The sequence below is a fragment of the Albimonas pacifica genome (genome assembly GCF_900113695.1).
In the GTDB taxonomy this organism is placed as follows: domain Bacteria; phylum Pseudomonadota; class Alphaproteobacteria; order Rhodobacterales; family Rhodobacteraceae; genus Albimonas; species Albimonas pacifica.
The window spans coordinates 485,746-498,470 of the sequence record NZ_FOQH01000004.1 but is presented as its reverse complement, the minus strand read 5'-3'; the positions used below and the strand labels follow the sequence as shown (position 1 = coordinate 498,470).

At 73.7% G+C, this 12,725-nt stretch carries 11 protein-coding genes; 1 reads left to right on the top strand and 10 read right to left on the bottom strand.

Translation table 11 applies throughout. From position 1 onward, the window contains the following. The first annotated feature begins 2 nt into the window (after window positions 1-2). A complete protein-coding gene (locus tag BM064_RS10650; protein ID WP_092859735.1) occupies window positions 3-3,176 on the top strand; it encodes an efflux RND transporter permease subunit in 3,174 nt (1,057 codons plus the stop codon). Between the two features lie 34 nt (window positions 3,177-3,210). Here BM064_RS10650 and BM064_RS10645 read toward each other — a convergent pair whose 3' ends face one another. The 10 genes from BM064_RS10645 to motA all read right to left on the bottom strand — a co-directional run bounded on the left by BM064_RS10645 (window position 3,211) and on the right by motA (window position 12,484). Next, the gene (locus BM064_RS10645) at window positions 3,211-3,969 is read right to left on the bottom strand and encodes an RES family NAD+ phosphorylase (RefSeq protein ID WP_092859734.1); all 759 of its coding nucleotides are present in this window, start codon (window positions 3,967-3,969) and stop codon (window positions 3,211-3,213) included. Then, entirely contained in the window at window positions 3,929-4,312 is a 384-nt protein-coding gene (locus tag BM064_RS10640) for an MbcA/ParS/Xre antitoxin family protein (RefSeq protein ID WP_092859733.1), read from the bottom strand. The genes BM064_RS10645 and BM064_RS10640 overlap by 41 nt, the downstream gene beginning before the upstream one ends. 112 nt (window positions 4,313-4,424) lie before the next feature. Continuing rightward, window positions 4,425-5,219: an enoyl-CoA hydratase-related protein gene (locus BM064_RS10635; protein ID WP_092859732.1), complete on the bottom strand. Its 795-nt coding sequence runs from the start codon at window positions 5,217-5,219 to the stop codon at window positions 4,425-4,427. Between the two features lie 111 nt (window positions 5,220-5,330). Beyond that, complete coding sequence (locus tag BM064_RS10630; RefSeq protein WP_092859731.1) at window positions 5,331-5,876, bottom strand: hypothetical protein; 546 nt, start codon at window positions 5,874-5,876, stop codon at window positions 5,331-5,333. Between the two features lie 16 nt (window positions 5,877-5,892). Continuing rightward, window positions 5,893-6,636 (bottom strand): flagellar basal body L-ring protein FlgH, encoded by a 744-nt coding sequence (gene flgH / locus BM064_RS10625; protein WP_092859730.1) that lies wholly within the window; start codon window positions 6,634-6,636, stop codon window positions 5,893-5,895. Next, entirely contained in the window at window positions 6,633-7,151 is a 519-nt protein-coding gene (gene flgA, locus BM064_RS10620; protein WP_092859729.1) for a flagellar basal body P-ring formation chaperone FlgA, read from the bottom strand. The genes flgH and flgA overlap by 4 nt, the downstream gene beginning before the upstream one ends. Before the next feature lie 5 nt (window positions 7,152-7,156). Next, entirely contained in the window at window positions 7,157-7,942 is a 786-nt protein-coding gene (gene flgG / locus BM064_RS10615) for a flagellar basal-body rod protein FlgG (protein WP_092859728.1), read from the bottom strand. A gap of 175 nt (window positions 7,943-8,117) precedes the next feature. Beyond that, the gene (locus BM064_RS10610) at window positions 8,118-8,834 is read right to left on the bottom strand and encodes a flagellar hook-basal body complex protein (protein ID WP_092859727.1); all 717 of its coding nucleotides are present in this window, start codon (window positions 8,832-8,834) and stop codon (window positions 8,118-8,120) included. A 93-nt stretch (window positions 8,835-8,927) separates the two neighbouring features. After that, window positions 8,928-11,624 carry a hypothetical protein gene (locus tag BM064_RS10605; RefSeq protein ID WP_092859726.1) on the bottom strand — a complete coding sequence of 899 codons (2,697 nt, stop codon included), beginning with the start codon at window positions 11,622-11,624 and terminating at the stop codon, window positions 8,928-8,930. Next, window positions 11,621-12,484 (bottom strand): flagellar motor stator protein MotA, encoded by an 864-nt coding sequence (motA, locus tag BM064_RS10600; protein WP_092859725.1) that lies wholly within the window; start codon window positions 12,482-12,484, stop codon window positions 11,621-11,623. Before motA ends, BM064_RS10605 begins: the two co-directional genes overlap by 4 nt. Window positions 12,485-12,725 lie beyond the last annotated feature (241 nt).

The following is a 12,725-nucleotide window of genomic DNA, read 5'->3' as shown; positions in this document are numbered from 1 at the left end:
CCATGGGCCGCTTCTTCGTCGACCGCCCGATCTTCGCCTCGGTGCTGTCCATCGTGCTGGTGCTGCTGGGCGCGCTCGCCTACCTGCGCCTGCCGGTGGAGCAGTATCCCTCCATCGCGCCGCCCTCGATCGTGGTGCGCGCGGCCTATCCCGGCGCCGACGCCGAGACGGTGGCCCGCACCGTCGCCACCCCGCTGGAGCAGGAGGTGAACGGGGTCGAGGACATGCTCTACATGTCCTCCTATTCCACCGCCGACGGCGCCATGGCGCTGACCGTGACCTTCGAGCTGGGCACCGATCTGGATGCGGCGCAGGTGCTGGTCCAGAACCGCGTCGCGGTGGCCGAGCCGCGCCTGCCCGAGGAGGTGCGCCGCCAGGGCGTGACCACCACCAAGTCCTCGCCCGACCTGATGATGGTCGTGCACCTGCTCTCGCCCGACGAGAGCCTGGGGCAGCTCTACGTCTCCAACTACGCCCGCGCCCGGATCCGCGACGCGCTGGTGCGCCTCGACGGCGTCGGCGACGTGCAGATCTTCGGCGAGCGGGAATACGCCGCCCGCGTCTGGCTCGATCCCGACCGGCTGGCGGTGCTGGGCCTGACCGCGGGCGACGTGGTCGCCGCCCTGCGCGAGCAGAACGTGCAGGTCTCGGGCGGGTCGCTGGGCGGGCCGCCCAACCAAACCGGCTCGGACTTCGAGGTCGCGGTCACCGCCAAGGGCCGCCTGAGCGAACCCAAGGAGTTCGAGCAGGTGATCGTGCGCGCCACCGATGACGGCCGCTTCATCCGGGTGCGCGACGTGGCGCGGGTCGAGATCGGGGCGCGCAGCTACGTCTCGAACGCCTATCTCGACAACAAGCCGGCGGTGGCGCTGGGGATCTTCCAGCGCCCGGGCTCCAACGCGCTGGAGACGGCGGCCGCGATCCGCTCGGTGATGGAGGAGGCCGCGAAGGACTTCCCCCTGGGCCTGGAATACGAGGTGGTCTACGACCCCACCCGCTTCATCGACGCCTCGGTCGAGGCGGTCTACCACACGATCTTCGAGGCCGCGGCGCTGGTGGTGCTGGTGGTGATCATGTTCCTGCAGTCCTGGCGCTCGGCGATCATTCCGCTGATCGCGATCCCGGTGTCGCTGATCGGGACCTTCGCCGCGATGCAGGCCTTCGGCTACTCGCTGAACCTTCTGACCCTGTTCGGGCTGGTGCTCGCCATCGGCATCGTGGTCGACGACGCCATCGTCGTGGTCGAGAACGTCGAGCGCAACATCGCGCTCGGCCAGACCCCGCGCCAGGCGGCGCGGCGCACGATGGACGAGGTGCAGGGCGCGGTGATCGGCATCTCGGCGGTGCTGATCGCGGTGTTCCTGCCCACGCTGTTCGTGCCCGGCATCACCGGGCAGTTCTACGCCCAGTTCGCCACCGTGATCGCGGTGGCGACGGTGATATCGGCGATCAACTCGCTGAGCCTGTCGCCCGCGCTCGCCGCCCTGCTGCTGAAGCCCCACGCGGCCCATGACGCGCCGCGCGGGATCGTCTCGCGCGCCGGCGCCGGGCTCGCGGGCGGGTTCAACCGCGGGTTCGACCGGATGTCGGAGGGCTATGCGGCCCTGGTGCGGCGGCTGACCGGATCCGTCGCCGCGCTGGCGGCGATGCTGGCGATCTTCGCGGGCCTGATCGGCGCGACCGTCTGGATGGGCCGCGAGGTGCCCACCGGCTTCATCCCGCCGATGGACCAGGGCTACGCCATCGTGGTGGTGCAGCTGCCCGACGGCGCCTCGCTGGAGCGCACCGACGCCGTGGTGCGCGAGGCCTCGGAGATCGCGCGCGAAACCCCCGGGGTGGCGAACGCGGTCGCCTTCGCGGGCTTCTCGGGCGCCACCTTCACCAACGCCTCCAACCAGGGGGTGATCTTCACCCCCTTCACCTCCTTCGAGGAGCGGGGCGAGCAGGGCCTGAGCGCGTCGGCGATCATCGGCGACCTCTACGGCCGGATGCAGTCCCTGCGCGAGGCCTTCGTGATCGTGGTCGCGCCGCCCTCGGTTCAGGGCGTCGGCAACGGCGGCGGCTTCAAGCTGCAGATCCAGGACCGCGAGAGCGACGACATGCGCCGCGCGCTGGAGACGGCGCGCGCGGTGATGGGGGCGGCCGCGGCCTCGCCGGACGTGACGGGGGTGTTCACCACCTTCTCCACCGGCGCGCCGCAGGTGTTCCTGGCCATCGACCGGGTGCGGGCGCAGATCCTCAACGTGCCGATCGGCAACATCTTCGAGACGCTGGCGGTCAACCTCGGCTCCACTTACGTCAACGACTTCAACGCCTACGGCCGGCTCTACCAGGTCCGCGCCCAGGCCGAGGGGCGATTCCGGCTGGAGCGGGAGGACATCTCCGCCCTCAAGGTCCGCTCCGCGTCGGGCGACCTCGTGCCGCTCGGCACGCTGGTCGAGATCCGCGACGCGGCCGGCCCGCAGCTCGTGCAGCGCTACAACATGCAGGTCTCGGTGCCGGTGCAGGGCTCGGCCGCGCCCGGGCGGTCGACCGGCGAGGCGCTGGCGGCGATGGAGGCGATGGCGACCGAGGCCGCGCCGCGCGGCGTCGGCTTCGAGTGGACCGAGCTTGCGTTGCAGGAAAGCCGGCAGTCCGGCTCCGCCACCGCGGCGATCTTCGGCCTGTCGGTGCTGTTCGCCTTCCTGGCGCTGGCCGCGCTCTACGAAAGCTGGGCGCTGCCGCTGGCGATCGTGCTGATCGTGCCGCTGGCGGTGCTCTCGGCGCTGATCGGGGTGGACCTGCGGGGGATGGACAACAACGTCCTGACCCAGGTGGGGCTGATCGTGCTGGCGGGCCTGGCGGCGAAGAACGCGATCCTGATCGTGGAATTCGCCCGCCAGGCCGAGCGCGACCGCGGCCTGACCCCGGTCGAGGCCGCGGTCGAGGCCGCCCGCCTGCGCCTGCGCCCGATCCTGATGACGGCCTTCGCCTTCATCCTGGGCGTGGTCCCGCTGGTCATCGCCTCGGGCCCCGGCGCCGAGATGCGCCAGGCGCTCGGCACCGCGGTCTTCTCGGGCATGCTGGGCGTCACGCTCTTCGGCCTGATCCTGACCCCGGTCTTCTACGTCGCGCTGCGCCGCCTGTTCCCGGGCCGGCGCGAGCCGACGCAGGAGGCGGTCGTCCCGGCCGAGTGAGCCGCGGCCCCCTCCCCCCGCGGGGGAGGGGGCGTCACCCCGCGGCGGCCGCGAGCCGCGGGTCGTCCAGGAACGCCGACAGCGGCAGGTCGAGGCGCAGGCGCGGGCTTTCGCGCAGCGCCTGCACGCCGTGGCGGGCGACGCGGATCTTCCAGCTCTGGCGCTTGGTGGGGGCCGGCCGGGCGAAGGCCGCGCAGGTCAGCACCGCGAGGTTGGCGCCCCCGGCCGGGTCGCGGACCGAGGCGTAGCGGATCGCCTCCGCCCCCGCCTCCCGCGCCGCCTCCGCCAGGGCCTGGCAGGGGGCGTAGTCGACCGGATCGCTCCAGCGCGGATCCTCGCCGAGCGCTCCCGCGGTCAGGTCCAGCGCCAGGGGCGTGGCGACCGCCGCCGCGAAGGCCGTGTAGTCGGCCGGCGCGTCGGGCAGGGGCGTTCCGGGGCTTTCCACCAGGAAGAACAGCAGGCGGTAGAAGGCCATCTCGGCCATCGCCGTCTCCGGCCGCTCCGCCGCGTAGAACACCCCCGGCGTGCGCCCCGCCCGGCGGAAGCGCGAGCCGTGGGGATAGCTCTTGTAGCGGAACGGCGTGGCGAGGAGGTAGTCGAGCCCCGCGCAGGGGTCCGGCAGCGGGGGCTTGGTCTCGTCGAGCAGGGACTCGAGGATCGCCTGCTCGGCCAGCGTGTCGACGAGCTTCAGGGTCGAGACGACATGCTGCGCCTCGACCATCCGCCAGGCGTCGGCCGCGAGCGGCCGCGCCTCAGAGCGGAGCGCGGCGGGCGTCCAGGTAGTCGACGACATCGACGAGGCCCGCGACGGTCTGGATGCGCTCGATCGGCGGACGGCCCAGCGCCAGGTTCTGCGCCTTCATCCAGGCGCGCGCGGTGCGCTCGTCGCCCCCGGCGATGGCGTCGAGCGAACGGAACAGGCGCACGAACAGCGCCGCGAGCTCGAAGGACTTCTGGTCCCGCTCCAGCCGCGCCGCGCCCGATTTCAGGCGCGAGACGGTGGAGGGCGAGACGCCGATCACCCGGGCGAGCTGGTCATGGGTCACCCCCAGCCGGCCCGCCGCGCGCAGGGCGGCCCGGGCCAGCACCGCGCCGGGATCCGGCGCCGTGGAGGCGGCGTCGCGCAGGAGCGTCATGGCGGCCCTCCCGGGGTTGCGGGGCGACCGCCGCGGGGGCGGCGGTCTTTCACCTGACATCATATGGTGATTTTCTTGCAGATGGCAAGAAAAGCCGACCTCACGTCCCGCCTCAGGTCCCGGTGAAGGCCGGCGCGCGTTTCTCGACGAAGGCGGCGGCGGCCTCGCGGTGGTCGTGGGTCTGGGCGGAGAGCGTGTGGTTGCGCGCCTCCTCGTCGAAGCACTCGCCGAGGCTGCCGCCGGCCTCGGCCGCGGCGATGTTCCGCTTCACCCGGCCGTAGGTCAGCGTCGGACCGGCGGCGAGGCGGGCGGCGAAGGCGGTCGCCTCCTGCATCAGCGCGGCGGCGGGGACCGCGCGCGTGACCAGCCCCATCTGCGCCGCCTCGGCCCCCGAGAGCACCGGCGACAGCAGGTAGAGCTCGCGGGCCTTCGCCGCGCCCAGCAGGTGGGTCAGGAAGAAGGTGCCGCCGTAGTCGCCCGAGAGGCCGACCTTGGCGAAGGCGGTGGTGATCTTGGCGTCCTCGGCGCAGATCCGGAAGTCGCAGGCCAGCGCCAGCGACAGGCCGGCGCCGGCGGCGGCGCCCTCGATCGCGGCGATGGTCGGCTTCTCCATCTCATGCAGGTAGCGGGACGCGTTCATGCGGTCGCGAAGCGCGTGCATCCGCTCCCCGACCGGGGCGTCGCGGCCCTGGCCCTCGTTCATCGCCTTCACGTCGCCGCCCACGCAGAAGGCCCCGCCGGCGCCGGTCAGCAGCACCGCACGCACCTCCGGGTCCATCGCCGCCGCCGCGGTGGCGTCGCGCAGGGCCAGCGTCAGGTCGGGGTTCAGGGCGTTCTTCCGCTTGGGGCGGTTCATGGTCAGGACGAGCAGGCCGTCCTTCAGCTCGCGCTTGAGCACGTCGGTCATCGGATCCTCCCATCGCGCGGCGCCTCGGGCGGGCGCCTGTCGCTGCGGGGGACATTGGTGACATGAACCTGCCGGCCGGTCGACGGTTTTCGCCGCCCGGCCGGGCGCGCGCTACAGGTCCTGGCGGATGATGTCGGTCACCAGCACGTCATGGGCCATGGGCCCCAGCACGCTCCGCGCCGCCTCCAGCAACGAGCCGCGCAGGTCGTCCATCACCGGCGCGGCGGTGAAGGCGCCATTGAAGGCGCCCGACTGGGCGTGGCGGAACAGCACCTTGAGGAACCGGTCGCGCAGCTTCGGCTCCCGTTCGAAGACCACCGCGGTCTGGCCGGCGTCGACTTCGATCGAGAGGGTGAGGATCAGCAGCGCCGCCACCTCCTCATGCTCGACGATCGGGGCGATGAACTGGCGGTCGAGCTTGGCGTACTCCCTCTGCAGGTCCGGATCGTAGGGGGGCGGCGGCCCGTCGGAATGGGCCGGGGCCGCGCCGCCGCCGCCGTGGTCGCCGGCGGCCGCAGGCTCCCCGCCCTCCGTCGAGGCGGCGGCGGCAGGGTCCGCCCCCGCCTCCGGCTCCGGCGGCGGGCGCAGCATCTGGCCGGCGAACAGGCCGCCGCCCAGGCCGATCAGCGCGAGGATCACGGGTATCAGCTTCTTCATCGAGGGGCCTCCGCGCTCAGAACGGCATCAGGATGTCGACCACCTGCTGGCCGTAGCGGGGCTGCTGCACGTCGTAGATCTGACCGCGGCCGCCGTAGGCGATCCGCGCCTCGGCCATCTTGTCGTAGGTGATCTCGTTGCGCCGGGAGATGTCCTCCGGCCGCACGATCCCGGCCACCTGCAGGTCGCGCAGCTCGTAGTTCACCCGCACCTCCTGGTTGCCGGCGACGACGAGGTGGCCGTTGGGCAGCTGGTCGACGACGGTGACGGCGATGCGCAGGGTGATCTGCTCGTTCCGCGTGACCTTGCCGTCGCCCGAGGAGGCCGAGGACGAGCCGATCCCCGCCGCCGGATCGGTGTCGATCCCGAAGACGTCGTCGACGAGCGAGGGCAGGCCCACCAGCGCGCTGACCGAGACGTCCTCGGAGGCGGAGCGGTTGCGCTCGGTGGCGTTGGAGATGCTGGCCTCGTCGTCGATCTCGATCACCACGGTCAGGATGTCGCCGACCGACTGGGCGCGGCGGTCGCCGAACAGCGAATCCGGCCCCGAGCGCCACAGCGAGGCGACCGCATAGCCCGGCGGCGGCGTCGGCTGGGGGGGCGTCGCGATGGCGCGGCGCTGCGCGGTGACCGGCGGGGCCGGGCGCACGGCGTTGCCGGGGGCGGTGAACTCGGGCTCCTTGCCGACGTTGTTCAGCCGGTCGGCGCATCCCGCCAGCGTCAGCGCAGCGAGGATCAGGCAGGATCGGGCGAGGCTCATGGTCTGACCTCCACCGCCCCGTCCGCGGCGACGCGGCCGAAGACGGTCTGGCGGGACGACAGGTTGGTGACGCGGATGCGGTCGCCGACGGCGCCGCGGTCGAGCGCCCGCCCCTCGGCGGCGATGAACAGCGCGCCGCGCTGATACCTGAGCAATACCAGCGCGTTGCGCTCGACCAGCGCAGGGGGGCCGAGATCCTCGGCCCGGATCGGGCGGCCGGCGTAGAGGGCGACGCGGGTCTCCATCCCCACCGCCTCGGCGGGGTCGGTCAGCCCGGCGCCGAAGGGGCTGGGGCGCAGGGCCACGTCGCTCTCGGTCAGGACCGTGCGGCTGGGGATCGGGCGGGTGGCGACGACCGCGGGCTCGGCCGCGCCGGCGGCGACGCCGCCCGGCGACCACCCGGGCGGCCCCCAGGTCGCCTGCGCCGCCGCCGCCGCGGCGCCGAGGATCCACAGCAGCGCGGCGAGCGGCAGCGAAGCGCGGCGACGCGGCGGGCCGGAGGCGGGATCGGCCATCGCGCTCACCGGACCTGCGCGGTGGCGGCCATCATCTGGTCCACCGCCGTGATCACCTTGGCGTTCAGCTCGTAGCCGCGCTGCGCCTCGATCAGCCGGGTGATCTCGCGCACCGGGTCGACGGCGCTGTCCTCGAGGTAGCCGGCGCGGAAGATGCCGCGGCCGTCCACGCCCGCGTCGCCGACCTCGGCCGGGCCCGAGGCCTCCGTCTCGAGGTAGAGATTGCCGCCGATCGCCTCGAGCCCCTTCTCGTTGACGAAGCCGACCAGGTTGAAACGGTCCAGGAGCTGCCCCCCCACCTCGTCGCGGAAATAGGCGTAGACCTCGCCCTCGGCGTTGATCGAGACGGAGACGGCGTCGGCCGGGATGGTGATCTCGGGCGCCACGGGGAAGCCGTCGGAGGTCACGATCAGCCCGTCGCCGTTGCGTTTCAGCGTGCCGTCGCGAGTGTAGGCGGAGGCGCCGTCGGGCAGGATCACCTCCAGGTAGCCGTTCCCCTCGATGGCGATGTCGAGCTCGCCGCCGGTGGCGCGCAGCGAGCCCTGCTCGACGTCCATCGACACCGCCGAGGTGCGCACGCCGAGCCCCAGCTGCACGCCCGCGGGCAGCACCGTGCCGTCGGCGGCGTTCACCGTGCCGGCGCGCTGGGCCTGCTGGTAGTGCAGGTCCGCGAACTCCGCCCGGCGGGGGTTGTAGGCGGTGGTCGACATGTTGGCGAGGTTGTTGGAAATCACCTCGACCCGAAGCTGCTGGGCTTCCATCCCCGTGGCGGCGATCTTCAGCGCGCGCATGGCGGGATCCTCCTGGACTGGACGACGACGGGACGGCGGCGGGACGCCGCGCGGGGGCGGGACGGGCGGCGCGCGGGAGCGTCGCCTCTCCGCCGCTCGGGCGGAGCGGCGGCCCCGCGCCGGACGCCCCCCAAGGCGGGGAGGCGGCCGGACGGTCGGGGGCGGGGCGAGAGGGTCACGACTGGCCGCCGAGCTGGCGGACGGCGGCGCGGATGCGCTCGTCCTCGCGTTCCAGCATCGCCTGGCCCAGCTCGTAGGCGCGCTGCACCTCGATCATGCGGGCGAGCTCGACGACCGGCTGGACGTTGCCGCCCTCGACGAAGCCCTGGAAGACGACGCCGTCGGCGGGCTCCAGCGGCTGGTCGGCGCGGAACATCACGCCGCCCTCGCGGATCAGCTTGTCGGGTTCGGGCACGGCGACGACGGCGAGCGTGCCCTGCACCTCGCCGTCGACCGAGACGGCGCCGTCGGTGGCGATCACCACCTCGCCGCCCGGGGGCACGAACAGCGCCGCGCCCCCCTGGTCGAGCACCGGGTAGCCGTCCATCGTCACCAGCGCGCCGGCCGCGTCGCGGGCGAAGGCGCCGTTGCGGGTCAGGGTCGGGCCCTGCGGGGTCTGCACCATGAAGAAGCCGTCGCCCTCGATGGCCACGTCCAGCGCGCCGCCGGTGCGGGTCATCGCGCCCTGGGAAAAATCGGTGCGCCGCACCCGCGCCTCGGTCATCGAGAGCGAGTCGGCCCCGTCGGGCAGCGGCTCGATCATCTCGGCGAAGATCACCCCCTCGCGCCGGTAGCCGGCGGTGGAGACATTGGCGATGTTGTTGGCGACGACCTGCATTTCCTTGAGCAGGCCGGACTGGCGGCTCAGCGCCAGGTAGGTGGGGTTGTCCATCCGGGGTTCTCCTCGGGTCGTCTCAAGGGGTCGGTCTCGTTCGGCGCGGCCGGGGCGGTCGCCTGGGCGTCGGCGGGCGTGACGGCGGGCAGGTCAGACCCCGCCCAGGGCCTCCTCTATGCGGGCGCGGGCGGCTTCGGAGGCTTCGATCAGGCGGCGGGCGGCGGCCAGCGAGGGCGGCTCCGCCACCGCGGGCGGGGACAGGAACATCGCCTCGCGCGCCGCGGCCTCGACCATCGGGTCGGGCGCCGCGTCGGCGGCGCCCGCGCTCTCCGGGCGGGCGTCGAGCGCACGGGCGATGACCTCGCCAGGGTCCGGCGGCGGCTCGCCCGCCATCCAGGCGGCGAGCAGGCGGCGCGGATCCTCGCCCGGCAGACGCGCGGCGTCGGGCCAGATCGCCGCGCGCCAGGCCAGCCGAGCGCGTTCGGGCGAGCCCTCGGGCAGGGCGCCGGCGACCTCGGCGAAGGCCTCCGCGTCGCGGCCCAGCGCCAGCAGCGCCCGGGCCCGCAGGCGGGCGGCGTCGTCGCCCTCCAGCCCCTCCAGCCGCCGCAGGGCGTCGAGCGGCAGGTCCAGCGTCACCTCGGCCGCGGCGGCGGCGAGCCGCGCCTCGCTCCCCCCGCGGCTCAGCGCGGGACCCAGCAGGTCGATGGCCACGTTGGCGAGGCCGATCCCGGTCATCTCCCGCGCCACGCGGATGCGGGCGGGATCGAAGACCTCCGGCTCTCGGATCAGGCCGCGGTGGCGCATGATCGCCTCGGCATAGGCGTACTCGCCGACGTCGGCGGCGCGGGCGCGCTCGAGAATCGCGCGCAGCGCGGCCTCCAGGTCCGCGGCCCGGGCGCCGCCGGCGAACAGCTCGGTCTCGATCACCTGCAGCGCCTCGCCGAGCTGGTCGCGGCCGGCGCGGCCGAGGATCTCGGCCACCAGCAGGCGGCGTCCGAGCTCCGTCCCCTGGTGCTCGAAGGCCTTGAGGGCGATGTCCTCGACCAGGTCGCCGGGCAGGGTGTCGCGGCGGCCGAGCAGGCTGTCGGCGAGCGCGAGCATCGCCTCCGCCGCCTCGGGCCCGTCGGTCAGCGACACGTCGCGCAGCAACGTCTCCCCCCGCTCGACCTCGCCGCGGGCGAGGGCGAGGCGGCCGATCGCCAGCAGCCAAGGCGCGCCATGGTCGCCGGGCGCGCGGTCGAGGCGCAGGCGGGCGGCGTCGGCGAAGTCGAGCTCCCCCAACGCCGTGAGATGCTCCACCAGCGGCGGGCCGGCGCGGCGGCGCAGGCGGATCGGCAGCTCGGCGAACGCATCGAGCACCGACGCCCGCCAGGCCGGTTCCTTGAGGACCGCGGGCGAGGGCGTCATCCGCGACGCCAGCCGCCACATGCCCGCGCGCCCGGGACATTCGGCGCCCTGCGAAAGCGGCCCGTCCGGCGCCGGGGGATCGTCGTCCATCACCCGCGCGAGGTCGCGCAGCAGCGCCGCCTCCCGCACCTCGGGGACGAACTGGTCGAGGGTCTGGCGCGCCTCCGCCCCGAAGCCGAAACCGACCTGAAGCCAGGCGAGATCGAGCGCCGCGCGCGGGTCGGCCTTGTCGAATTCGAGCATCATGCGGGCGCGGATCTCGCCCATCCGATCGTAGAATTCGGCCGAACGACGCCACGGCGCAGGGTCGAGCAGGGCGTCGTCTGGACAGGTCGCCGGGCGGGGCGTCGCCGGGCGGCGGTCGCGGTCCCAGACGGTCTGCGCATCGAGCTGCACCTGGGGGGCCGGCGGCGGCGGCGCCGCGCCGCCCTCGGAAGGATCCGTCGCCTGCCGGTCCTGGGGCCCCTGGGGACGGCGGTCTCCCGGGGCGTGCGGATCGGCGGCGGCGTGGGGGGCGGGCGCGTCCTGCGGCCGGGCGGCGGGTTCGGTCGCGGCGACCTCCTCCTGCGGGATGCGCGGATCGTCGGGTCCGCCCGGATCGCGGAACTGCACCAGCCCCTGGTCGGCGGCGCGCGCGAGCTGCTCGAGCAGCCGGCGCTGCGCCTCTGTGATCGAGGCGGCGTCGCTCGGGCCATCCTCCGCCGGCGGCGCAGGCGCCGCGGTCGGGGCCGGGTCGGGGGCGGCGCGGGTCTCGGTCTCGGACCCTGCGTCGGCGCGCGCGACGGGCTGGCTCAGCACGCTGCCGGAGGTGGCCGGCGGCGGCTCCGGGCGATGGATCGCCAACGCCTCCATCGAGCCCGAGGCGGCGTTCTGGCCGCCGCCCCCGTCCCCGCCCGAGCCGCCGCCGGAACCGGAGCCGTCCTGCTGCGGATCCTGCGGGCGGCCGTCGGGGCCGGCGCCGGCCTGGTCCTGCACCGCCGCGGCCTCGGTCTCCTCGGGTTGGGCGCGGATGTCCATCACCAGCATGCCCGGGCGGAATTCATAGGCCTCGGCCACGCAGTTGCACGACATCGACAGGATCAGGCGGGTGCCGTCGCGCGCCCGTTCGCTCCGCGCGCTGGTGACGCGGGAGATGCGGCGCTGTGGGAAGATCTGCTCCGTGGCGAACAGCAGCTCGCGGTCGGAGAAGAGCACGGTCACCAGGCGGCCGTTGCGCTCGATCGACCATTCGCCGAGCTGCGGGACGTCGAGGGCGATGCGGCTGAACTCGGCATGCTCGCCGGCGCGCAGGCGGATCCGCTCCTGCGCCGAGGCGCCCGGGGCGAAGGCCGCCAGCAGCAGCGCGACGACGGCCAGCAGCCGCAGCGCGCGCCGCATGGTCGCCGGGCGAGCCCTGGGCCCGCCCGCGATCGCCCGACCCTGGAGCTCGCCCTGCATCATGCCGCCTTCGCCTCGCGCAGCGCGTCGGAGAGGTCGGAGAAGCTGGGGCGCAGGCTGCGCGGCGTGTTCTGCCGGCCGACCTCGACGCAGATGTCGGGCGAATGGTTGTGCAGCGCCGCCACCAGCACCTCGCGGATCAGGAGGTAGAACTGGTGGTCCTCCTCGATCACGCCCTTCACGCGGGAGGCGAAGGGGCCGACGAAGCCGTAGGCCAGGAACACGCCCAGGAAGGTGCCCACCAGCGCGCCGCCGATCATGCCGCCCAGCACCGAGGGCGGCTGGTCGATGGCGGCCATGGTCTTGATCACGCCCAGCACCGCCGCCACGATGCCCAGCGCGGGCAGGCCGTCGGCCATGTTCTGCAGGGCGTGGGAGGAGTGCAGCGCGTGATGCTTGCGCGTCTCGAGCTGCTTCTCCAGCACCTCCTCGACCTGGTGGGGGTCGTCGTAGTTCATCGAGCTGGCGCGCAGCGTGTCGCAGATCAGGTCCACGGCGCCGGCGTCGGACTGGATCTTGGGATAACGGGAGAACACCGCCGATTCCTGCGGATTCTCGACATGCCCCTCGAGGTCCATCGGGTTGGCGCGGCCGATGCGGATAAGTTCGAACAGCAGGCACAGCAGGTCGCGATAGTCCTGCGGCTTCCACTTCGCGCCCTTGAACACCTTCCCGACGTCGCCGAGCGTGTGCTTGACGGTGTGCATGTCGTTCGAGAGCAGGAAGGCGCCGACGGCGGCGCCGCCGATCATCATCATCTCGAACGGCAACGAGTGGAGGATGATCCCCAGCTTGCCGCCGGCGGCCATGTAGCCGCCGAAGACCATGACGAAGGTCACCGCAATTCCAACGAATCCGAACATTCCGCGTCCCCGTTCCTCGCGCTCCGGACATCGGGCCCCTGCTGGACCCGTCCGACCCGAGGCGGAAGGTGGCCCCGCGAGGTTAAGAAACCGCTGAGAACGACGGACGCAGGAGCGGTCGGGCGAGGGTGAAAACCGACAATGCGAGGCAAGCCGCGCAGGTCCCGCAAAGGCGCGCCTCCACGCCCCGCCGCCGGGGCGACGACGCCGGGCCACGCAGGGTCGGGCGGCGCGCGGCGCA

Excerpts from the sequence above, each read along its gene's own strand:
- BM064_RS10650 (WP_092859735.1), top strand. The coding sequence starts at position 3 with ATGGGCCGCTTCTTCGTCGACCGCCCGATCTTCGCCTCGGTGCTGTCC.
- BM064_RS10645 (WP_092859734.1), bottom strand. The coding sequence starts at position 3,969 with ATGTCGTCGACTACCTGGACGCCCGCCGCGCTCCGCTCTGAGGCGCGG.
- BM064_RS10640 (WP_092859733.1), bottom strand. The coding sequence starts at position 4,312 with ATGACGCTCCTGCGCGACGCCGCCTCCACGGCGCCGGATCCCGGCGCG.
- BM064_RS10635 (WP_092859732.1), bottom strand. The coding sequence starts at position 5,219 with ATGACCGACGTGCTCAAGCGCGAGCTGAAGGACGGCCTGCTCGTCCTG.
- BM064_RS10630 (WP_092859731.1), bottom strand. The coding sequence starts at position 5,876 with ATGAAGAAGCTGATACCCGTGATCCTCGCGCTGATCGGCCTGGGCGGC.
- flgH (WP_092859730.1), bottom strand. The coding sequence starts at position 6,636 with ATGAGCCTCGCCCGATCCTGCCTGATCCTCGCTGCGCTGACGCTGGCG.
- flgA (WP_092859729.1), bottom strand. The coding sequence starts at position 7,151 with ATGGCCGATCCCGCCTCCGGCCCGCCGCGTCGCCGCGCTTCGCTGCCG.
- flgG (WP_092859728.1), bottom strand. The coding sequence starts at position 7,942 with ATGCGCGCGCTGAAGATCGCCGCCACGGGGATGGAAGCCCAGCAGCTT.
- BM064_RS10610 (WP_092859727.1), bottom strand. The coding sequence starts at position 8,834 with ATGGACAACCCCACCTACCTGGCGCTGAGCCGCCAGTCCGGCCTGCTC.
- BM064_RS10605 (WP_092859726.1), bottom strand. The coding sequence starts at position 11,624 with ATGATGCAGGGCGAGCTCCAGGGTCGGGCGATCGCGGGCGGGCCCAGG.
- motA (WP_092859725.1), bottom strand. The coding sequence starts at position 12,484 with ATGTTCGGATTCGTTGGAATTGCGGTGACCTTCGTCATGGTCTTCGGC.